The organism is Mesorhizobium humile (assembly GCF_033977215.1).
In the GTDB taxonomy this organism is placed as follows: Bacteria; Pseudomonadota; Alphaproteobacteria; order Rhizobiales; family Rhizobiaceae; genus Mesorhizobium; species Mesorhizobium humile.
Genome location: NZ_JAVIIV010000004.1, coordinates 157,980 through 177,649, shown reverse-complemented (window position 1 = coordinate 177,649; position 19,670 = coordinate 157,980). Strand labels below are relative to the sequence as shown.

At 64.5% G+C, this 19,670-nt stretch carries 20 protein-coding genes; 9 read left to right on the top strand and 11 right to left on the bottom strand.

The genetic code is table 11. The features are described from left to right. Window positions 1-190: 190 nt before the first annotated feature. Entirely contained in the window at window positions 191-715 is a 525-nt protein-coding gene (locus RFM52_RS08570; protein WP_320296209.1) for a carboxymuconolactone decarboxylase family protein, read from the bottom strand. 4 nt (window positions 716-719) lie between these two features. After that, on the bottom strand, window positions 720-1,142 hold the full coding sequence (locus RFM52_RS08565; protein WP_320296210.1) for an OsmC family protein: 423 nt from the start codon (window positions 1,140-1,142) through the stop codon (window positions 720-722). A gap of 250 nt (window positions 1,143-1,392) precedes the next feature. Here RFM52_RS08565 and RFM52_RS08560 point away from each other — a divergent pair, with 250 nt between their 5' ends. Next, window positions 1,393-3,825 (top strand): putative bifunctional diguanylate cyclase/phosphodiesterase, encoded by a 2,433-nt coding sequence (locus RFM52_RS08560; protein ID WP_320296211.1) that lies wholly within the window; start codon window positions 1,393-1,395, stop codon window positions 3,823-3,825. Between the two features lie 73 nt (window positions 3,826-3,898). On the opposite strand, the gene RFM52_RS08555 is transcribed toward RFM52_RS08560, so the two are convergent. Further along, window positions 3,899-5,431 carry an acid phosphatase gene (locus RFM52_RS08555; protein ID WP_320296212.1) on the bottom strand — a complete coding sequence of 511 codons (1,533 nt, stop codon included), beginning with the start codon at window positions 5,429-5,431 and terminating at the stop codon, window positions 3,899-3,901. A gap of 206 nt (window positions 5,432-5,637) precedes the next feature. Between RFM52_RS08555 and RFM52_RS08550 the strand changes: the two genes are divergently transcribed. Both RFM52_RS08550 and RFM52_RS08545 read left to right on the top strand, forming a co-directional pair. Next, window positions 5,638-6,903 carry a cytochrome-c peroxidase gene (locus RFM52_RS08550; RefSeq protein ID WP_430699259.1) on the top strand — a complete coding sequence of 422 codons (1,266 nt, stop codon included), beginning with the start codon at window positions 5,638-5,640 and terminating at the stop codon, window positions 6,901-6,903. 151 nt (window positions 6,904-7,054) lie between these two features. Beyond that, window positions 7,055-7,279 (top strand): hypothetical protein, encoded by a 225-nt coding sequence (locus RFM52_RS08545; RefSeq protein WP_320296213.1) that lies wholly within the window; start codon window positions 7,055-7,057, stop codon window positions 7,277-7,279. 91 nt (window positions 7,280-7,370) lie between these two features. Here the strand turns inward: RFM52_RS08545 and RFM52_RS08540 are convergent, their stop codons facing one another. Then, window positions 7,371-7,958 carry a dihydrofolate reductase family protein gene (locus tag RFM52_RS08540; protein WP_320296214.1) on the bottom strand — a complete coding sequence of 196 codons (588 nt, stop codon included), beginning with the start codon at window positions 7,956-7,958 and terminating at the stop codon, window positions 7,371-7,373. 101 nt (window positions 7,959-8,059) lie between these two features. Between RFM52_RS08540 and RFM52_RS08535 the strand changes: the two genes are divergently transcribed. Beyond that, window positions 8,060-8,476, top strand: a complete 417-nt coding sequence (locus RFM52_RS08535; protein WP_320296215.1) for a winged helix-turn-helix transcriptional regulator — start codon at window positions 8,060-8,062, stop codon at window positions 8,474-8,476. Between the two features lie 132 nt (window positions 8,477-8,608). Here the strand turns inward: RFM52_RS08535 and RFM52_RS08530 are convergent, their stop codons facing one another. From RFM52_RS08530 to RFM52_RS08515, 4 genes are all read right to left on the bottom strand, one after another. Then, window positions 8,609-8,806, bottom strand: a complete 198-nt coding sequence (locus RFM52_RS08530; RefSeq protein ID WP_320296216.1) for a hypothetical protein — start codon at window positions 8,804-8,806, stop codon at window positions 8,609-8,611. 536 nt (window positions 8,807-9,342) lie between these two features. Continuing rightward, window positions 9,343-9,489: a hypothetical protein gene (locus RFM52_RS08525; RefSeq protein WP_320296217.1), complete on the bottom strand. Its 147-nt coding sequence runs from the start codon at window positions 9,487-9,489 to the stop codon at window positions 9,343-9,345. 108 nt (window positions 9,490-9,597) lie between these two features. After that, window positions 9,598-9,822 (bottom strand): hypothetical protein, encoded by a 225-nt coding sequence (locus RFM52_RS08520; protein ID WP_320296218.1) that lies wholly within the window; start codon window positions 9,820-9,822, stop codon window positions 9,598-9,600. A gap of 94 nt (window positions 9,823-9,916) precedes the next feature. Continuing rightward, window positions 9,917-10,459 (bottom strand): phosphatase PAP2 family protein, encoded by a 543-nt coding sequence (locus RFM52_RS08515; RefSeq protein ID WP_320296219.1) that lies wholly within the window; start codon window positions 10,457-10,459, stop codon window positions 9,917-9,919. A 38-nt stretch (window positions 10,460-10,497) separates the two neighbouring features. On the opposite strand from RFM52_RS08515, the gene RFM52_RS08510 reads away from it, so the two are divergent. Beyond that, entirely contained in the window at window positions 10,498-10,980 is a 483-nt protein-coding gene (locus tag RFM52_RS08510) for a DUF2127 domain-containing protein (RefSeq protein ID WP_320296220.1), read from the top strand. A 12-nt stretch (window positions 10,981-10,992) separates the two neighbouring features. Here the strand turns inward: RFM52_RS08510 and RFM52_RS08505 are convergent, their stop codons facing one another. Then, the gene (locus RFM52_RS08505; protein ID WP_320296221.1) at window positions 10,993-11,556 is read right to left on the bottom strand and encodes a cytochrome c; all 564 of its coding nucleotides are present in this window, start codon (window positions 11,554-11,556) and stop codon (window positions 10,993-10,995) included. Next, window positions 11,553-13,073 carry a multicopper oxidase family protein gene (locus RFM52_RS08500; RefSeq protein ID WP_320296222.1) on the bottom strand — a complete coding sequence of 507 codons (1,521 nt, stop codon included), beginning with the start codon at window positions 13,071-13,073 and terminating at the stop codon, window positions 11,553-11,555. Before RFM52_RS08500 ends, RFM52_RS08505 begins: the two co-directional genes overlap by 4 nt. A 574-nt stretch (window positions 13,074-13,647) precedes the next feature. Here RFM52_RS08500 and RFM52_RS08495 point away from each other — a divergent pair. Both RFM52_RS08495 and RFM52_RS08490 read left to right on the top strand, forming a co-directional pair. After that, window positions 13,648-15,180, top strand: a complete 1,533-nt coding sequence (locus tag RFM52_RS08495) for a tlde1 domain-containing protein (RefSeq protein WP_320296223.1) — start codon at window positions 13,648-13,650, stop codon at window positions 15,178-15,180. A 246-nt stretch (window positions 15,181-15,426) separates the two neighbouring features. Beyond that, window positions 15,427-16,674, top strand: coding sequence for a glycosyltransferase (locus RFM52_RS08490; protein WP_320296224.1), 1,248 nt, complete (start codon window positions 15,427-15,429; stop codon window positions 16,672-16,674). Between the two features lie 2 nt (window positions 16,675-16,676). Here RFM52_RS08490 and RFM52_RS08485 read toward each other — a convergent pair whose 3' ends face one another. After that, on the bottom strand, window positions 16,677-17,435 hold the full coding sequence (locus tag RFM52_RS08485; protein WP_320296225.1) for a bestrophin-like domain: 759 nt from the start codon (window positions 17,433-17,435) through the stop codon (window positions 16,677-16,679). Window positions 17,436-17,647: 212 nt separating this feature from the next. Here RFM52_RS08485 and RFM52_RS08480 point away from each other — a divergent pair, with 212 nt between their 5' ends. Further along, a complete protein-coding gene (locus tag RFM52_RS08480) occupies window positions 17,648-18,433 on the top strand; it encodes a ThuA domain-containing protein (RefSeq protein WP_320296226.1) in 786 nt (261 codons plus the stop codon). Between the two features lie 101 nt (window positions 18,434-18,534). Next, window positions 18,535-19,593 carry a Gfo/Idh/MocA family protein gene (locus RFM52_RS08475; RefSeq protein ID WP_320296227.1) on the top strand — a complete coding sequence of 353 codons (1,059 nt, stop codon included), beginning with the start codon at window positions 18,535-18,537 and terminating at the stop codon, window positions 19,591-19,593. Window positions 19,594-19,670 lie beyond the last annotated feature (77 nt).

Here is a 19,670-nt window from a genome sequence, read left to right as displayed (position 1 = left end):
CGCGCCGACTTCCCCTTCTCCCCCTTGTGGGAGAAGGTGGCCTCGCGAAGCGAGGTCGGATGAGGGGTGTTGGAAGCAATGAGGCGGCGGCAATTTCACACTTGTTGCCAAGCTGGAACACCCCTCATCCGTCTCGGCGCTATCGCGCCGATCCACCTTCTCCCACAAGGGGAGAAGGAAAGGCCGCGTTTCACCGCTTGCGATATCCTTCCAACTCCGGATCAAGCTCCACCTTCACCGCATTGGTGAACACGCAGGTTGCCACCATGATGCCGGCGAAGGCGGTGAGGTTGACCAACAGCGTCTCGTCATAGCGGGCCTTCAACGCGGCCCAGGTCTCGTCCGGGACGGCATTCGCGTCGGCCGCGACCGCCTTGCCGAAGCCGATCAGCAGCGTCTCGTCGGCCGACGGCTCGATCCCCTCGGGATCGACCCCGTTCTCGATCAGCGCGCGGCGGAAGAAGGTGACCGGGATCTCGGCGCGCATCGTCTCGGCGATCACCTTCGAGAACAGCCAGATGGCGCGGTCGTCGAGTGTGGGCTTGAGAAGGTCACGCAGCGTGAACCATTCGGCGTAGATGCGGTGGGCGGCCGGCGAGTGCAGCAAGACGCGCTTCATGTTGGTCATGCGGCCGCGCAGCGCGAGCTCGCGGTCGTGCTCGGCGCGGATTTCTTCGGAGGCGGTCGCGTAGTCGATAGGGGATAGATGCGCCATGCGCTCACCCCAGCGTCGCGTGAAGCGTCGGGGCGCCGCGCAGCGTGTTGGAGACGGTGCAGATGTCCTCGGCGTCCGCCAATATCCGCTCTTTCGTCGCGGCGTCGAGGTCGCCGGCAATCTCCAACCTGACGGCGAATGTCTCGACCCGTGACGGCTCGTCCTTCGCCTTCTCGCCGGTGACCTCCGCCCTCACCTCGCCCAGGCGGTCGGCGACGCCGAGACGATTGGCGGCGATGCGGGCGCTGAGCACCATGCAGGCGGCCAGGGAAGCGTAAAGCAGGTCGAGCGGATTGAAGCCCGGAGCGCTGACCGACGTCACCACATCGACAGTGCCACCGGTTGGTGTGGTCACCGTCGGCAACCTACCAGGCGGGAGGGCCGCCAGCGCACCGGTCGTTCTGGTCCTCACCTTGAGCCCACTCATCAACTGTCCTTTCCGCCCCGGGGCCGCCGCGAGGGCGCTCCACGCCCAGGCGCGCCGATGCCTTCGCACTTCATGACGGTGCCTTCGCACTTCATATTGTATCCCTTACTTCGCACAAGATGGATTTCAGCCACCCTCGTGCCAGTCCGGCGCGCGAAAATCGTCCACCCGCCGCGCCGACGGCAGCGGATCATTAGCGCTTCCTAAACCGCAAAGGGGTATGCCTTGCGGATTAGCGGTGGAGTCGTCGATGAGCGCCTTCAGGCGAATGGCCGGATTTGTGCTGATCCTGTTGACAGGGGCTGTGACGCTGGCCGCGCTGCGCATCGACTCCGAGCGCAATTTCGCCCTTGCCAAGCAACGCTACCTTGAGAATTCGCAGGCCGGATCCAGGGCGACCGCCAAAACCGTCGAGGATGCGCTGCGATCGATCTACGAGAATGTCCGGACGCTGACCTATCTGCCCAGCGTTCAAAACCTCGACCGGCATGGCACCAACCTCGGCGACGAGGGCCGTGCCACGATCCAGCAGATCTACAACAACCTGGCCAGCAACGTTTCCATTTCCGAAGTCTACTTCCTGCCGCTGGACTTCGACCCCGACCGCTTCGATCCGGTGACAGGCAAGCTCGAGGAGCCGATCCTTCAGTTCGACCAGCTGATCGTCAACGCCAGGGCAAGGGCCGATGCCGACGATCGAAAGCCGAGGAAGCTGGACAATCAATCGCTTCAGCGGCCGGCGGAGGAGGTCGAGACCTATGAGTACCACGAACTTGCCAAGCAGCTTGCCTGGCTGAAGGCGAATTATCCGGATTCAAGTGGCATCGACGGTCTCAACGTGCCGATCATCGGCACGAAGGAACTGATCACCTGCGACAACACCGATTTCATCCACAGCGGCAACGATGCCGACCGCTCGGGCTTCATCCTCTCGGTTCCCGTTTTCGCGGCCGACGGCACCCTTCGCGGCTCGGTCTCGGCGATCATGCTGACCTCGGCGTTGCGCAAGCTGCTGCCCAGCAGCGACTACGTCATCGTCAATTCCGACTATGGCTTCGAATCCGACCAGCACCGGCTTTCGACAGCCCTGGCGGCCGACACAAAATCGTTCACGGCGCCAGATTCCAAGCTGATCTATTCCGAAGTCATTCCGCTCTCGCTCAACGATCCCAGAAGCGCATGGCGGCTGTGGGCCGGCTTTCCCAACAGCCGGTTCGAAAGCGACGTCGATGTCCAGTCGGTGAAGCAATTCGAGCTGGCGGGCTACGCCGCCATTGCCGTCGTCACGCTGCTCGCCCTGGCGTGCTGGTATGCGATCGCGCGGAGCATGTCGATGCAGGCGGAGGCTGCCGAAACCCTGGAGCGGCGCGTGGAGGAACGCACCGCCGAGATACAGCATCTTGCGACACACGATATTCTTACCGGACTGCCCAATCGCGGCCTGCTGGCCGAGACGATGGACGACGCGCTGCGGAGCTTGCGGGACGGCGAAAAGTTGGCGGTACACTGCATCGACCTCGACCGGTTCAAACCGGTGAACGACACGCTCGGCCATCCGGTGGGCGACGAGCTTCTCGTGGCCGTGGCCAAGCGCCTCAGGCAGCAGGCCGGCGAAACCGCGATGGTGGCGCGGGTCGGCGGCGACGAATTCATCGTCATTCAATTGCTTTTTGACAGCGACGCGCAGGCCGGCGGGTTGGCCAGCCGGGCCATTCACGCGCTTTCGGCGGAATTCGTGATCCAGGGACACAAGATCGGCATCGGCGCCAGCGTCGGCATCGCTGTGTTTCCCGACGACGGCGACAGCTCGGAAATCCTCATCCGCAACGCCGACCTCGCGCTCTACAAGGCCAAGATGGAAGGCCGAGGCACCTGCCGGTCGTTCGAGCCGGGAATGGATGCGCGCCTGCAGGAGCGTCGCCTGCTCGAAGCGGAACTGGCGCTTGCCGTGGCGCAGGATCAGTTCGTGCTGCACTATCAGCCTCTGCATGACGCAAAGACCTCCAAGCTTACCGGCTTCGAAGCCCTCGTGCGATGGAACCATCCGCGGCTCGGCCTGCTGCCGCCGGGCGAATTCATCCAGCTCGCGGAGGAAACCGGGGTTATCGAAGGGCTTGGCGAGTGGATCATGCGGCAAGCCTGCGCAGACGCGGCGAGTTGGCCTCAGCCGGTCAAGATCGCCGTCAATCTCTCGCCGGCCCAGTTCAAGCAGCAGGGTCTGCCGCTTCAGGTTGCCTCGGCGCTCGCCACGTCCAATCTCTTGCCGTCACGGCTGGAGCTAGAGATCACGGAGTCGGTGCTGTTGGCCCACAATGAGCATACGATCCAAACGCTGCACGGCCTGCGCGACCTTGGCGTCAGCATCGCCATGGATGACTTCGGCACCGGCTACTCCTCGTTGAGCTACCTGCGGTCGTTTCCGTTCGACCGCATCAAGATCGATCGCAGCTTCGTCAGCCTGATGTGCGAGAGCAGCGAAAGCCGGGCTATCGTCAAGGCCGTCGCCGAACTCGGCAGCACGCTCGGCATGACGACCACGGCGGAGGGCGTCGAGACGCAAGACCAGTATCTGCTGGTCAGGGAGAACGGCTGCACGGATGTCCAGGGATGGCTGTTCGGGCGGCCTATGCCGGCCTCCCAGCTGCATGTGCTTTTCGAGCAGCACGCAGCCTTGACCGCATAGGTGGTTCAGCGGTCCGGCGCCAGGCCAACGAAATGGCCCGCCGAGGCGGGCCTTTTCGTTGGGTGTTCAACGCCTACTTCGTCAGATCGAGCGCCGCCGTCAGATCGCCCATCGGCGGCTGGTCGTTGTTGCGCAGCGCCTTGTCGCGGGCGACGATGCCCGGCAGCACCGGCAGGTTGTAGCGGTTGGTGATGAAGCGCAGGATCGAGGTGGTGTCGTACTGCGTGTGGTCGACCATGCCCATCTTGGCATAGGGCGAGATGATGAAGGCCGGGATGCGGTTGCCCGGGCCCCAGCGATCGGCCTTGGGCGGCGCGACGTGGTCCCAGAAGCCGCCATTCTCGTCATAGGTGACGACGACCAGCATATGCGCCCATTGCGGGCTCTTTTCGAGATGCGCGACGAGGTCGGCCAGATGCTGGTCGCCAGAGGTCACATCGGCATAGCCGGCGTGCTCGTTGAGGTTGCCCTGCGGCTTGTAGAAGGTGACGGCCGGCAGCTTGCCGTCGTCGATCGCCTTGATGAACTCGACGCCGTCGAGGCCGCCATCCTTGATGTGCTCGGCGCGAGCGGGCGTGCCCGGCGCATAGGCCGCGAAATAGTTGAAGGGCTGGTGGTGGAACTGGAAATTCGGCACGGGCGTCGCGTTCTTGCCGTCGAGCGCCGCCTGCCAGGCGCCCGAATACCAGGCCCAGGAAATGCCCTTCAGCGACAGTAGGTCACCGATGGTGATCTCGTGCTGCGGCGGCAGCGTGGTCGGCTGCGCCGGATCGGCCAGCGCCTTGTTACCACCCTCCGCCGGCTTGTTGGCGCTCGGCTGGTAAGGCGGCTGCATGGTGTTGACGGCGTAGAAGTCGGGCGTGATGGCGCCGTCATTGGCGAATTTCGGCACGCCGCCAAGCGCCGAGGGCGGCGAATTGTCGGCCGGCTTCAGCGTCACGCCATCCGGCTCGACGACGGCGATCTGGCCCTTCACCGGGCTGGTGTCGGCGTTCGGATAGTAAGGCGCGCAGGCGCAGGCGAGCATGAAGTGGTTGAGGAAGGAGCCGCCGAAGGCGCCCTGGAAGAAGTTGTCCGCCAGCACGTATTTCTTGGCGATCGCCCACATCGGCAGGTTCGAGCCGTCGTAATGGCCCATGACCAGCGAGCCGGAATCGGCCCAGGCGACGAACTTGTCGTTCCGGCCGCCGTCGATCTGCATCTGCTCCTGGTAGAAGCGGTGCCAGAGGTCGTGCGTGACGACGTTGGTGCTCTCGTTGAAGCCCTTGGGGTCGTCGATCGCGAAAGCGGCATTGGGAAGATGCGCGCTCTGCGCTTCCGTCACCGCCGGGGTGACGCCCTTGCCGGTCAGTCCGCCCCATGCCGGCGGCAATTCCGAAAGCGGCTTGCCGTCGCGGTCGAGCTGGCGCGCCTGGTCGAGCGAGACATTGGCCAGGCCGTTGGCGCCGGGGAAGCCGCCATAGAGGTTATCGAAGCTGCGGTTCTCGGCGTAGATGACGACGACGGTGTCGATCTTGTCGTAGCCGGGAGGAGCCGCGTGGGCAGCAACGGAGAGCGATGCCAGCGCCGTGGAGGCGAGGCAGAGCGAGAGAAAGGACCGGGTCATCGGGAAATGCCTCGTGGCTTGGGAATGGCTGGAGGACGGCAATGCAGGCAAGCAACCTGCATCTATGCCCAGCTACTTCGGTGCGTTGTCACCTTTGTGACAGTTCCGCCCCGGCCGAACACGGTTTCGTGAGCGAATACGCCGGTCATCAATCCGTTGCACTCGATCCTTACGTCGCGAACGAAATCTGGCGAAGGAAATCAGGGATGTCGCCACAGACGATGGGACGGAAAAATCACACGATCGCCCTTCTGACTGCCCTGACGGTCGGCTTGACCGCGCCTGCCAACACCGCGGAACCTTCCGGCGTCCATCCCGGCCCCATGTCGCGCCAGGACGCTTTTGCCCGCGCCGACGCGCTGACTGCGCTCGGGCGGCAGATGTTCTTCGACCCTTCGCTCTCGGCCTCGGGCAAGCAGGCCTGCTCGTCCTGCCACGATCCCAACCACGCCTTCGGACCGGCCTCGGCTTCGCCGGTCGAGATAGGCGGGGCAAAGCTCGACCAGCCGGGCGTCCGCACTGTCCCATCGCTGCGCTACCTGCAGGCGGCGCCGGCCTTCACCGAGCATTTTTACGACTCCGAGGATGAAGGCGACGAGAGCGTCGACAATGGGCCGACCGGCGGCCTGACCTGGGACGGCCGCGCCGATCACGGCAAGGACCAGGCGAGGATCCCGCTGCTGTCGCCCTTCGAGATGGGCAACAAGGACGAGGCCCAGGTGGCCGCCAGCCTGCGCAAGGCTTCCTATGCCGGCACCTTCAAGGCGGCGTTCGGCGCCGATGTCTTCGACCATCCGCAGGACGCTTTCGAGGCTGCGGTGGATGCGCTCGGCACCTTCGAGCAGAGCAGCGCCGACTTCTATCCCTATTCCAGCCGCTACGACGCCTTCCTCGCCGGCAAGGCGCAGCTTTCCGCACAGGAGCTGCGCGGCCGCATGCTGTTCGAGGACGAGACCAAGGGCAATTGCGCAAGCTGTCACTTGAGCGAGCCGGCCAATGACGGCGAGCCGCCGCAATTCACCGACTACGGCCTGATCGCGATTGGCGTGCCGCGCAACCCGGCGATCCCCGCCAATGCTGATCCCAATTACGTCGACCTTGGCCTGTGCGGTCCGCTGCGCACTGATTTCAAGGGACGCGCCGAATATTGCGGCCTGTTCAAGACGCCGACCCTGCGCAACGTGGCCTTGCGCAAAAGCTTCTTCCACAATGGCTATTTCCACTCCCTGCGCGAGGCGGTCGCCTTCTACGCCAGCCGCGACAGCGATCCGGCGCGCTGGTATCCGACGATGGCGGACGGCACGGTCGACAAATTCGACGACCTGCCAAAGGCTTACTGGCCGAACCTCAACACCGACCCGCCGTTCAACGGTAGAAAGCCCGGCGACAAGCCGGCGCTGAGCGACGCCGAGATCGACGACATCGTCGCCTTCCTTGGCACGCTGACCGACGCCGACCAGGCGGGGCAGTAAGGCAAGCGGCCAAGGCGATTGATGGGGGCGCACGGCATGCTTGCAGCCGGGGCCGTCTATCCACCGTAAATGTGTGCCAATGTGAGCCACGTCATAGGAACGCCAAGTCGCGTCTGCTATGTTGCCCATCTCTTCACAGATGGAGTCTCCGATGAGGTTCGTCGCGGTGCAGGAGCCGCCCGGCAGCAGTTGGGCGGTGTTCGATGCGGGCAATGGCGCGCCGGCCGAATATGCCGGCCGGGTGCTTATCGGCCTGACATCGCGCGAGGCCAGCTGGTTCGTTGCCGCAGGCAACGACCAGGCGGCCTGGCCACGGCCCGGCCGGCCAGCCGCGCAACTGCGGCTGGTCAGCGGAGGCGGCTCGCAGCCGATCTAGGAAAGGCACGGCCAAACAGGCGGTTGAGAAGCCGCGCTGCCGGATTGATTCAAGCGGATTGATTCAGGGCAGCGCGACTTCGGTGTTGCCCTCATTGCGCCGGTGCGTAGCGGCTCACCACCATGCCGCTGGCATAGGGCTTCGAGCCGAGGAGCTTCAGCCTGCCAAAACCGCCCTCGTCGAAGATGCGGCGGCCGCTGCCCAGAACCGCAGGATTGACGAAGAGCTGGAACTCGTCGACCAGGCCGGCGGCGATCAGCGCGGCGGCAAAGCCCGCGCCGCCGAACACGGCGATGTCGCCGCCCTCGCCTTGCTTCAGCGCAGCGACCTCGCGTGGCAGGTCGCCGCTGACGAGCCGCGTGCGTTCCCAGCGCGATGCCTCGAGCTTGCCGCTCGCCACAACCTTCTCAGCCTCCAAGATGCGCTGCGCGAAGGCGTAGAAAGGGTCCTTCGGAAATTTCCTCGCCGCGTTGCCCCAATGGGTCAGATACCCCTCCTCAGCCATCTTGCGGCTCAACAGGATGGTGTCGATACAAGCAAAGGCGGCGTTGAAGTCCCGCTTGAGCTCCTCGTCCCAGGCGCTGTCATCGCCCCATTCCCAGAGCTGCCAGCGATGCCCCTCGTCGGCGCCGACAAAACCGTCGACCGACATCTGCATCTGCAGGATGAGCTTCTTCATGTCCGGTCCCCTCGCGCTTAATTGCTTTACTTTCGGAACCATTTGACCCAGATCGGGAAATGATGTCAATAGTAGAGTGATTTAAAAATGGAACCATACCGATGTCGACCAAGGGACGGTCCGGCTGCCCGATCAGCCTCTCGCTCGAATTGCTCGGCGACCGCTGGACGCTGCTCATCATCCGAGACCTGGCCTTTGCCGGGAAACGGCATTTTCGCGAGTTCCTGCAATCCGCCGAAGGCATCTCGTCGCGCACGCTGGCCGAGCGGCTGCAGACGCTGGTCGACGAAGGCGTCCTCACCCGCAGCGACGACCCGAGCCATGGGCTGAAGGCGATCTATCGGCTGACCGATGCCGGCATCGACCTTTTGCCGATGCTGGCGGCACTGGGCGCCTGGGGCAGCAAATATCGCAAGGCCGACAACGACCTCGCCCGGATCGCTGGTGAGCTCGCGGCCGGCGGCCAGCCGGCGCTCGAGCAGATGAAAGAAAAGCTGAAAACCGAGCATCTGGGGTAACGGGGCGGCGTGCTGTCGGCGCACCGGCCGTCCAATGCTGCGGCGAGGCGGCCGCCAGCGTCGGCTGTCCGCGAGCCGATCGACAAACATTGGACAACAATCCCCCCTCGCCTGTCAGCGAGGCCGTCCGTGTCACTGCAGCCCTACCGGCTCCTCGGCCGGCGGCTCCCCGGGCAACCCCAGTCGCAGCCGCTCCTCCTCGGCGAATATCTCGGCCTGCGCGTGAATGTCGAACACTTGCTGCGTCAGCCTGCCGCCATCGACGACCCGCACTATCCATTGGCCATTGAGGGTTTTTACGCGGACACTGTCTGGCTCGCTTGTTACCATATACAGCCCCTGCTCATCGCTCGAAGAACTTCCTGCCTCCGACCAAATACGATCTAGAGCGCCTGGAGTTGCCGGAAAGCGGGGCTTATTAGTCTTTAGTGCAAGGGTACTCGCCAATATCCGATATATTTGCGGATCGTGATGAACAAAAACGAGCATGGAGACGAAGGGATGCCGTTGCGCCCCAGCTCATTGGAATTCGACTTCGATATCGAGTTCGGTCTGCGATACGATACGGCAGCGCATTTCGAAAGCGTCTGAGCGGACTTGCAGATTGCGCAGTCTGGCGCTTGGGCGGGCGGGAGCGCGAACGAATTCGCCGCGCGGCTGCGGCCCGGTCGCCTTGGGGGGTGATACTGGGTTCGGCGGCCGGGCCTGACCGGAGTTTGCGAGGCCGCCGGCTGTCATAAACATGCGCTCGGGCTCAGCCAAGGACAAGAACGACCTAGGCCCTAGGACCAAAGCTGCAAGGACATGGCCGACAGGACCAGTTGCGCTTTGACGACTGGGAAGAAACGTGCCGAACGCCGGCCGCGTCAAAAGCCCAAGAAATGCCGACCGAGGAGATAGCCGAGCGCCGCCACGACCAACGGAAACAGCGCCGGCGCCGCCCTGCTGAACAGCGAGGGGTTTATCTCCTTGGCAGGAGCGCTGGATTTGGCATTGCCGAGGTTTTTGGTCATGAACTCATTACCGGTTGGGGGCTAGCTGCCGGCTGGTCCATTAAATTAGAAGTCGCTTATTAAGTTTCCGGCAAGCCCAACGCTACAATTCGCGGCAATTTATTCCGACTACTGGGTGCGCTCGGCAAGCGCAAAAGCCTGGAGATTGCGCGACTTGCCAGGATCCTGGTCGGCGTTGGCGATGATGGCGTGGAAGGCCGCCCGGGCGATATCCTTTTTCTTGGCATCCGGATGCAGTTTTCGCACCGCCTTGAGCAGGTCTTTCGGTTTCATATCCGGGGTGACGACGCGCATCAGCGTATCACCTATGGCCTGCAATTCGTTGGCATCCATGACGATGAGCCCTGTTTTGGCGGCAGGAGCCTAGCATATAGCGGGTCGAGCGCGTCACTTTTGTGATGCGCCGATGGAGTCGGAGCCAGTCTTTCTAGAGAATTTTAGTGGCGAAAGCGTCCAGCCGTGAATTTTCGCGGTAGCAAAGCCGAACGACCATAGCGGCCGCAATCCCGGTAGCGGCGCCGCCGGCGATGTCACCGGCATAGTGGATGCCGATATGCAGCCGCGACCAGCAGATCAGCACGGCCATGACGAGCAAGGCGAGCGTGCGGCGCGGCAGCGCCTGCATGGCGAAGGCGGCGACGATGGCGATGCTGGCGGTCGCGTGGTCGGACGGGAACGACCAGTCGGCGCTGGGCGCGATCAAAAGATGCGTGACGCCGGCATCGTATGGCCTGATCCGGTGGACAAACAGCAGGATGGCCTGGTTGATCGCCAACCCTAGCAGAAAGGAAAGGCCGGCGGACAGGCAGGCATGGCGCACATGGGCGCGGTCGCTCCTCGACCACCATTGCAGGGCCACCACGATCACCATCAGCGGCACACCGATTTGTGAGATGGCGATCATTGTCCTATCAAGGGGTGGGCTGATGCCGGCAGCTGAATTGATCCAGTGCGTGAGAGAAACGTCCATTCTAGCCTGATTTCCCTGGTCTATTGTGAGGTCGATCGTTGAAGCCCGCCGGCGAGCACCGCATTCACCAACTCTTTGAGGTCAGCGTATGGCTAAAAGGTGCCCATGCCTTGATCGAGTGCGTCGGCGGCATCCTGCTTTACGTTGTCACCACCGAAACCATCGCTTCCTGGGTCAACATGTTCACCCAGGAAGAGTTGATCGAAGATCCGAACGATTTCATAGCTGGCTATCTGTCGCGGATGGCCGGCCAGTTTTCGCTGGACAGCAAGGAGTTCTACGCCTTCTACCTGCTCAGCCACGGGCTGATTAAGCTTCTGCTGGTCATCGGCCTGCTGCGCGGCAAGCTCTGGTCCTACCCGGCCTCGCTGGTGGCACTCGGCGCCTTCATGGCCTATCAGGTCTACCGCTACTCCTACACGCATTCGCCCGGCCTGCTCGTGCTGACCGTCTTCGATGCGATCGTCATGTGGCTGGTCTGGCAGGAGTGGAAGACGGTGCGCCGCCATATCGCGCCCTGATCGCGCCGGCCCTCACTCGATTTTCCGCCGGAATTTCGAATGGCAGCTCGTGCAATCCTGCAGGATGAGGTGCAGGAGATGTTCCGCCGGCATCGTTGCCGGATCGGCTTCGACGGCGCCCGGGCGCTTGCCGAGCAGGCTGCCGCCATCCATCGGCGGGCCGGTCATCCGCATGTCGGCGGTGATCCCGGCCGGCGCGTTCGCGGCCTTGGCGGCGAGCGCGTCGGCGAGCCGACCGATATGGCGTGCCAGCGCCTCGAACTCCGGCCGGGCCTCCTCCATCTCCAGCCTGGCGCCAGACGGCGCGCCAAGCGTGCCTTGCGGGAATTCGGCGACCAGGGCGGCGCCGGTGCGGGCGCTGAGCGTGTCCGCGGCTGCCTTGAAGGCCACCGGCTCATAGCCGCGCTTGCCGCCGAACATTTCGGCGATCGCCTTGGCGGCGGCCGCCATCTCCTTCATCGAGGCCTGGCGCGCCGGCACGATGGTATCGCCCGGACCCGCTGCCAGCGTTGGGGCAAGGACCAGGGGGCCGGCGAGCGCAAGCATCGCCGCCCCGAAAGCGACGCGCAACCTCATGCCTGCACGTCGACGATGCCCATCATGCCGAGTTGCTCATGCTCGAGGATGTGACAGTGATACATGCGCGTGCCCGGCCGTTCCTGGCGCGTGCGGAGCCGCACCGTCTCGCCGCGTGCTACGTTGACCGTGTCCTTCCACGCTAGATAAGGCGGCTTGGCGACCTTGCCGTCGCGTTCGCGTTCGACCACCTGGAACTGGGTGCCGTGGATATGGAACGGATGGTCCATGTCGGCCTGGTTGACGATTTCCCAGAGCTCGGTGTCGCCGGCCCTGGCGACGATGTCGACGCGCCCCATGTCGAACGCCTTGCCATTGATCAGGAAGCCCATCTCCATGCCGGTGGCGTTCATCGCCATGGTCTCGGTGAAGACGAGGCGGCGGCTGACCGTGGGAGCCCCTAGCGGCGCGATCGGCCTCAACCGCTCGGGCAGCGGCGGCATCGCCTCGGCCGGCGCGTCGGAGACATCGACCGTCAGCAACGTCAGCCCGGCGTCCGTGGGCCGGCCAGGACCCATCCAGCCGCGGTCATAGTCGAGCGTGGTGAGGGTGGCAGTGCCCGACCGGTCGAAGGCGGCGACCAGTTCGACACGTTCGGCCGGGCTGAGCAATATCTCCTCGGCCACAACTGGCGCCTCCAGGAGACCGCCGTCGCTGCCGATCACGGTCATCGCGGCGTTGGCGAAAGCGAGCCTGAGGAAGCGCGCATTGGTGGCGTTGTAGAGCCGCAGGCGCCGCTTCGCGCCACGCGCCATCGCCAGCTTCGGGTTCTTCTGGCCGTTGACCAACACATGATCGCCGACCCTGCCGTTCATCAGGTCGGTCATGGTGTTGTCGGGCATCGAGCCGTCCGCGGCAAGGCGAAGGTCGGTGAACATGAGCACGGTATCGCCATAGGCGGCCGGGATCGGATCGGCTTTGGCCTTGACGACGAAGCCGCCGGCAAGGCCACGATAGACCTGCTCGGCCGTCCGGCCATGCGGATGCGGGTGATACCAGTAGGATCCGGCCGAGCCCTCGGGCAGCTCGAAGGCGTAGACACGGTCGGCGCCCGCCGCCACCGGGTCCATCGGATTGCCGTCCTGGTCTGCCGGCACCGGCATGCCGTGCCAGTGGATGGTGCTTTGCTCGCCCGCGATCCGGTTGGCGAAGGTGATCTCGACGCGGTCGCCTTCATAGGCCACGATCAGCGGCCCCGGGCTCGTGCCGTTATAGGCAAGGATCGGCGTGTCCTGGCCCTCGACGAAGCGCGCCGTGGCCGCCTCCGCCGTCAGCCTCGCCTGGAACAGCCCGGGCCGGCCGGCCTCGTTGGCAAGCAGCGGCAATTGGCGCAGCCCCTCGCCCTCGGCCAGCGTGACGGGCGCTTGCGCCATGGCGCCCATGTCATGGCCCGCATGACTGCCCATTCCCGGCATCGAGTCCATGCCGGACATGCTGTCCATCTTCATCTGCGCCAGCGCGCGAGAACCCGACAGAGCCGTTGCCAGGCCAGCCATCAGAAAGCCGCGTCGGTGCATTTTCCGTCTCCTCGATCGTGTTTGGGAAGGGCGCCGCCTGGACGACCCTCCAACACGCTACGGGTTCCAGCAACTGGAAGGTCAAGCGAAAATCGAGCAGGCAGGTACGCCGAGGTCCGTGTCTGGCTTCGCCCAAAAGAAAATGCCGGGACAGCCCCGCCACATGCTCACGCCGCCGTTTTTTAACCCCAATCGCCCTCTAGCCGGCTGAAGACGCTGCGGTTCCAGCCCTCACGTTTTCTTGACAGAGGCTGGAAAAACGGGCAGCAAGCGGGTGAGGGAGAGCATTTCTACCGTGGCAAAGACCACGGAGGGCTCTTTTTTCGTATGGACCGTCGCCAAATCGGCGATTGGTGGAGGGATTGGTTAACCAACTTTGTCCATCTTTTGAATCAATCGGCAACAGACGCGAGTAGGTGCAGGGGGCACCAGCGAACTGTGATCGTGACGGGTGCCAGGTCCGCAAACCGGCATGCCGATTGAGAGTGGTCGTATGGCGTTTTTGCGTTTGAAAATCCGGGGTGACGCTCCTCATGGGGAGGTAACTTCGAAAAAGTCTGGTCATCGTTGGGTCGTGGTGCCTGCTATCGGCGCCGCCCTCGCCCTATGGTCCGTCGCCACCTTGGCGGGGCTCTATTCGGTGAGCACCTCGCTGACCGCAGCTTCCAACGGATTGCCGCAAGGCCTGCTTTCCGGGCGTAGCATCGGGCTTGGCGACCAGCGCCGGCAGCTCGCCAATGCCTGGGCGCCGCATCTTGCCGCCAACGGCGGCTACCAGGCAGGCTCGCTCATCGGCAGCTGCGACGCAGGCTGCTTCAGCCTCGCGACAAGCTTCAGACATGACAGCCAAGCAGCTGAAAAACTGCAGAATAAAGGCCTCGACGGCAAGATGGCGCGCCTCAAGTTGCCGTCGCCGGACAGCGTCGCGCAGGAAAAGGTCGTGGTGGTGGCTTCGGCGGCCGGAGCCGCCGACCGTTTCGACGGCGTGGTGAAGCGCGCGGCGCTTTCGCCGCAAAAGCTTGCCGATGCCTTTGCCCGCGCCGAGAAGGCGCCGTTCCTGCTCGCCAGCCTGCCTTCGGCGAGCCGCTTCGGCGGCGCGCAGCCGAACGCCCCGATCGAAGCCCGCTTCGGTTCGCAGCCGGCCGAAATCGGCGGCGCTTCCGACTTGGCGCTGGCGCTTGCCAACATCGCGCCTGAAGATACGGCGGACGTCCCGACTGCCGTCGCGCTGCAAAACAGCGATGCGCCCGATGTTGCCGAGAATACGGAAAAGGGCCAGGAGGGCGAGTACCAGGTCGCCTCGCTGCCGCCGCAGGACGATCTGCCCGACGCGATTGCCGTGCCCGGCCTTCGGCCACGCACGACGCTCGAACGCGCCACCGAGACGCCCGAACAGAACGCGGCCAAGGCGCAGAAACCCGAACCCACGAAGCCGCAGGCCGCCAAGGCCAAGCCGCAGCCGGCCGCAGCCGACACCGCGCAAAGCGCACCGACGGCCGTCTCGCCGAGAAGCGGCGACCAGGCCCTACCGGGCGTAGCCGGCTCGAAGCCGGTCGTGGCCGACTCAAAGCCCAGCAAGCGCAAGGCGCAGGCGTCAGAAATGCTCGCCTATGCCAAGCCGGATACGCCGGAGCGCGGCGGGCTCGGCAGTGCGTTCCGCAACCTTTTCAACGGACCCTCGACGGGCAATGGCGTCGCCGTCTACGATATCTCGGCCAAGACGGTCTACATGCCGGACGGCTCCAGGCTCGAGGCGCATTCGGGATTGGGCTCGATGGTCGACCAGCCACGCTTCGTCAACAAGAAGAATGTCGGCCCGACGCCGCCCGACACCTACAATCTGTCGATGCGTGAATCGCGCTTTCACGGCGTCGAGGCGATCCGGCTGACGCCGACCAGCGGCAGCAACAAATATGGCCGCAACGGCCTGCTCGCCCACACCTACATGCTGCGCGGCGGGCGCGCCGAGTCGAATGGCTGCGTCGTCTTCAAGGACTATCACCGCTTCCTCGCCGCCTACAAAAACGGCAAGATCAAGCGCCTTGTCGTGGTCCCGCGCCTGACAAGCTCCCCCACCCGGGTCGCCCAGGAAGGCCGCCAGGGTTAAGCCTTACATAAGCCGGCGCGCTGGTCGCCGGCTGTTATCGATCCCCACTTGCTGATCCGAAGGGCCTGGCGCCAAGACGCGCCCGGGTGTTTGCCGTCGCTTCCAGCCATGGCAACAATCGCTGCCTCGCATGAGGAAGCGATAACGACCCTTCCCAGGATATAGATATGGCGCAGCCCGGGCTTGCGGCAAGCCCCCGGCCATGGCGTATCAACGCTGCTCCGAAAAACCATAACGGAGCATGGAATGCGGATCTTGTTATCGACTTACGGCTCGCGCGGCGATGTCGAGCCGCTGGCGGCGCTGGGCGCGGCGTTGCAGGCGCACGGCGTCGAGGCCAAAGTGAGCGCGCCGGGCGACACCGAGTTTGCCGCCCTCCTGGCCCGCGCCGGCGTGCCGCTGGCCCCGGCCTTCTCGCCTGTGCGCGAATGGGCGAAGGAAATGATCAATCGGTCGCGATCGGCGTCGCCCGAAGACCGGGCCAGGCTCATTGCCGGCCAGGCGGCCGAGATCGTCGCCAGGCAATATGAGGCGCTCGGCGCGGCCGCCGAAGGCTGCGACGCCGTGGTGGCGTTCGGTCTCTTCCCATCCTGCGCCGCCGCGCGGATGGTCGCTGAGCAATGCGGCATGCGCTACATGCTCGGCACGTTCTGTCCCATCTGGTTGCCGTCGCCGCACAACCGGCCGCATGAATATCCAAGCCATCCGCTGCCGCCCGGCGTGACCGACAACCGCCTGCTGTGGGAGATGGATGTCCGGACCAAGAACGCCCTCTTCGGCGAGGCGATCAACGGCCAGCGCGCGTCGCTCGGACTGCCCCCGGTGGAAAACGTCCGGGACTATGTCTATGGCAAGAGGGTCCTGCTCGCCTGCGACCCGACATTGGGGCCTTGGCCGGGCTCGGACCTGATCGATGCCGCTCAGACCGGCGCCTTCATCCTGCCGGACGAACGGGCCCTCCCCGATGATCTCGAAGCATTCCTCGCCGCCGGACCGCCGCCGGTCTATGTCGGCTTCGGCTCGATATCGGTCGCGAGCGAGGCCGGCCGCGCGGCCATCGAAGCGATCCGCGCCAATGGCCTTCGCGCGGTCATCGCGCATGGCTGGGCCGGGCTCGGCTGCATCGACAATGGCGGCGACTGCTTCGCCGTCGGCGAGGTCAACCAGCAGGCGCTGTTCGGCCGCGTCGCCGCCGTCATCCACCATGGCGGCGCCGGAACGACCGTTGCCGCGGCGCGGGCGGGAGCGTCACAGGTGATCGTGCCGCAGATCGGCGACCAGCCCTATTGGGCGAAGCGGGCGGCCGAACTGGGGATAGGCGCCGCGCATGACGGTCCGGCACCGACGATGGAGTCGTTGTCGGCGGCGCTGGAGGTGGCCTTGGCGGCCGAGACCGGCGCTCGTGCAGCGGCAGTGGCCGGCATGATCCGCACCGACGGCGCCGAGGCGGCGGCGCGGCGGCTGATTGAATTGGTGGGGCAATCCAGCCGGTGACCTCATTGTGCCGTCAGTTCCGCCAGCGCCCTTTGCAGGGGCGCTGGCGAGACCTGGATCGGGCCTGAGAAGGGACTGTCCATATCGATGATCAAATAGACCGCTGCCGCCACCAGCGCTCCGGAAATGAGGCATGTGAAGACGACGGTGCCATTGGTCGGCGCCCTGAAGCCGAAGCTGGCGAAGATAAGCGTCAGCCATGCCACGAGCAGCGCGATCAGCGGCGCAGGGATGGCGCCCTCGGACTGCTCGGCCAGTATCCAGCGCTGCTCGATCAGCTTCTGGAGTTGCTGCGCCGCGGCCTGTTGGGCGGCGGTCTGCCTGGCATCCATGGGCGTCAATCCCGCCAGGATGTCTCCGACCTGATTGAGCAGCAGTTCCGACAGCCTGTTCGGAACGACGGTTGTGTCGCTGTTGGCGGTGGAGGTGTCGACGACGCGCTGGACATAGGCGGCAAGCGACTGCCGGGCGCTGTCGGCCTCCGGCCCGTAATGCCGGAGCGTTCGGTCGAGCAGAATGATCTCGGTGGCGAAAGTGTGTACGTTGCCGTTGATGGACTCAAACGTGTTCTTGGCCGAGTTGATCATCAGGCCGAGCATAAGCGAGGACATCACCACGAAAAGGTTCGCGGCAAGCCGTATCACCGCGCTGGTGTCGTCCCCAAGGTGGTGGGCGGGGAATCGCTCATGCATCATCAAGCTGACCAGCGAGGCCCCGGCCAGGCACGCAAAAATCGCTATCCCTACAAGCACTTCGCCCATAGCTGACATTGTAGCCGAGGCACGACGCTTGCCAATTGGCTGATCAGGGTTGAATCAACATCGAAGCATAACGGCCTATGTCGTTGGCCGGCATGGAGACTTTCGTGTCAGGCTCCAGGTGCATCGGGGCGGCGCTCGAAAACCGCTTTCAATACCGGGCGAAGGCGCTATCTATGGCGCGGGGCGGCTCCCAATCACTCACGAGGCAATCCATGACAATTCGCGCTGTCGTCTGGGGCGAGAACATCCATGAGCGGACCAATGAGGTGGTCGCCTCCATCTATCCGGAAGGCATGCACGCGACCATCGCCAAGGCGCTGAACACGGACAAGGCGATCTCCGCCTCGACAGCCACGCTGGAGCAGCCGGAGCACGGCCTGCCGCAATCCCGCCTCGCCGAAACCGACGTTCTGGTCTGGTGGGGCCACAAGGACCATGGCGCGGTGGCCGACGAGGTGGTCGAGCGCGTCGCTCGCCGCGTCTGGCAGGGCATGGGGCTGATCGTGCTGCATTCCGGCCATTTCTCGAAGATCTTCAAGCGGCTGATGGGCACGCCCTGCACGCTGAAATGGCGCGAAGCCGGCGAGCGCGAGCGGCTCTGGGTGACGAGCCCCAACCATCCGATCGCCGAAGGCGTCGGCGAGTTCTTCGAACTGGAGAACGAGGAGATGTATGGCGAGCAGTTCGCCGTGCCGGAGCCGCTGGAAACCGTGTTTATCTCCTGGTTCCAGGGCGGCGAGGTGTTCCGCTCCGGCCTGACCTACCGGCGCGGCGCCGGCAATGTCTTCTACTTCCGCCCCGGACACGAAACCTACCCGACCTATCACGATGCTACGGTGCAGAAGGTGCTGCGCAACGCGGTGAAATGGGCGCACAACCCGCAAGGGTCGAAGCCAGCCATCCTCGATGCGCCGAACGTGCCGGTGGAGAAGGCGCTGGAGCCGATCGAGGAGCGCGGAGCCAAGCTGCACGCGCATGGCGAGGCCGGCTTCCGCTAAAAAAGGCGCTTGCCTACTTCGTGCGGGATTGCGCGGAAACAGCGCCTGGGTCACATTCATCTCACACGATTGAATCGAACCAAATCGCTCAAGGAAGCAAAATGCGGCTTTTGATACTCGGTACCGGCTGGATGGCGCAGGAACATGCCCGCCGCTTCGGCGCCATCGAGGGCATCGACATCGTCGGCGCGGTCGATGTCGATGCGGCCCGCGTCGATGAATACGCGGACGCCTACAAGATCCCGAACCGCTTCACCTCGCTGGAGGCGGCGCTCGACTGGGGCGACTTCGACGCGGTCGCCAATGTCACACCGGACCGCATCCACCACCCGACCACGATGGCCCTGGTCGCCGCCGGCAAGCCGGTGCTGTGCGAGAAGCCGCTGGCGGAAAATTTCGGCAAGGCGAGCGAAATGGCCGATGCCGCGGAAGCCGCCGGCGTCGTTAACATGGTCAACCTCACCTATCGAAACGTGGCCGCGCTGCAGAGAGCGCGCCAGATGGTGCAGGCCGGCGAGATCGGCACGGTTCGCCATGTCGAAGCCTCCTATCTGCAGAGCTGGCTGGTGTCGAAATTCTGGGGCGACTGGCGCACCGATCCGAAATGGCTGTGGCGGCTGTCGCGCCGCCACGGTTCCAACGGTGTGCTCGGCGATGTCGGCATCCATATCCTCGATTTCGCCAGCTATGGCGCGGCGCTCGACATCGACCACGTCTTCTGCCGGCTGCGCGCCTTCGACAAGGCGCCGGGCAACCGCATCGGCGAGTACCAGCTCGACGCCAATGACAGTTTTGCGATGACGCTCGACTTCGCTAACGGCGCCTTCGGCGTGGTGCATGCCAGCCGCTGGGCGACCGGCCATATGAACGAATTGCGCCTGCGCATCTATGGCGACAAGGGCGGCATCGAGGTGGTGCACAATCTCGAAGGCTCGGCTCTGAGGGCCTGTATCGGCGACAATATAGAGAGCGCCAAATGGGAGGAGCTCGATGCAGGCTCCGTGCCGACCAACTACCAGCGTTTCGTCGAAGCGGTGAAGAGCGGCGTGCAGACCGAACCGACCTTCCGCCACGCGGCAGGCCTGCAGAAGGTGCTGGACCTCGCCGTGGTGTCGGATGAGAAACGCGCCGAGTTGAGGGCCAACGCGGATACGCAGTAGCCCCTCCCTTGCCCCCCACCAAGCAGGGACAGGAACCAGCTCACGCGCGACGCCACACAAATCTTTCAAGCATTTCT

What these genes read in the sequence shown, in the direction of transcription:
- RFM52_RS08515 (WP_320296219.1), bottom strand. Translation starts at nt 10,459, where the DNA reads ATGGACGTTTCTCTCACGCACTGGATCAATTCAGCTGCCGGCATCAGC.
- RFM52_RS08555 (WP_320296212.1), bottom strand. Translation starts at nt 5,431, where the DNA reads ATGACCCGGTCCTTTCTCTCGCTCTGCCTCGCCTCCACGGCGCTGGCA.
- RFM52_RS08500 (WP_320296222.1), bottom strand. Translation starts at nt 13,073, where the DNA reads ATGCACCGACGCGGCTTTCTGATGGCTGGCCTGGCAACGGCTCTGTCG.
- RFM52_RS08560 (WP_320296211.1), top strand. Translation starts at nt 1,393, where the DNA reads ATGAGCGCCTTCAGGCGAATGGCCGGATTTGTGCTGATCCTGTTGACA.
- RFM52_RS08530 (WP_320296216.1), bottom strand. Translation starts at nt 8,806, where the DNA reads ATGGTAACAAGCGAGCCAGACAGTGTCCGCGTAAAAACCCTCAATGGC.
- RFM52_RS08550 (WP_430699259.1), top strand. Translation starts at nt 5,638, where the DNA reads ATGTCGCCACAGACGATGGGACGGAAAAATCACACGATCGCCCTTCTG.
- RFM52_RS08520 (WP_320296218.1), bottom strand. Translation starts at nt 9,822, where the DNA reads ATGGATGCCAACGAATTGCAGGCCATAGGTGATACGCTGATGCGCGTC.
- RFM52_RS08485 (WP_320296225.1), bottom strand. Translation starts at nt 17,435, where the DNA reads ATGGGCGAAGTGCTTGTAGGGATAGCGATTTTTGCGTGCCTGGCCGGG.
- RFM52_RS08505 (WP_320296221.1), bottom strand. Translation starts at nt 11,556, where the DNA reads ATGAGGTTGCGCGTCGCTTTCGGGGCGGCGATGCTTGCGCTCGCCGGC.
- RFM52_RS08570 (WP_320296209.1), bottom strand. Translation starts at nt 715, where the DNA reads ATGGCGCATCTATCCCCTATCGACTACGCGACCGCCTCCGAAGAAATC.
- RFM52_RS08535 (WP_320296215.1), top strand. Translation starts at nt 8,060, where the DNA reads ATGTCGACCAAGGGACGGTCCGGCTGCCCGATCAGCCTCTCGCTCGAA.
- RFM52_RS08525 (WP_320296217.1), bottom strand. Translation starts at nt 9,489, where the DNA reads ATGACCAAAAACCTCGGCAATGCCAAATCCAGCGCTCCTGCCAAGGAG.
- RFM52_RS08480 (WP_320296226.1), top strand. Translation starts at nt 17,648, where the DNA reads ATGACAATTCGCGCTGTCGTCTGGGGCGAGAACATCCATGAGCGGACC.
- RFM52_RS08545 (WP_320296213.1), top strand. Translation starts at nt 7,055, where the DNA reads ATGAGGTTCGTCGCGGTGCAGGAGCCGCCCGGCAGCAGTTGGGCGGTG.
- RFM52_RS08475 (WP_320296227.1), top strand. Translation starts at nt 18,535, where the DNA reads ATGCGGCTTTTGATACTCGGTACCGGCTGGATGGCGCAGGAACATGCC.
- RFM52_RS08490 (WP_320296224.1), top strand. Translation starts at nt 15,427, where the DNA reads ATGCGGATCTTGTTATCGACTTACGGCTCGCGCGGCGATGTCGAGCCG.
- RFM52_RS08540 (WP_320296214.1), bottom strand. Translation starts at nt 7,958, where the DNA reads ATGAAGAAGCTCATCCTGCAGATGCAGATGTCGGTCGACGGTTTTGTC.
- RFM52_RS08565 (WP_320296210.1), bottom strand. Translation starts at nt 1,142, where the DNA reads ATGAGTGGGCTCAAGGTGAGGACCAGAACGACCGGTGCGCTGGCGGCC.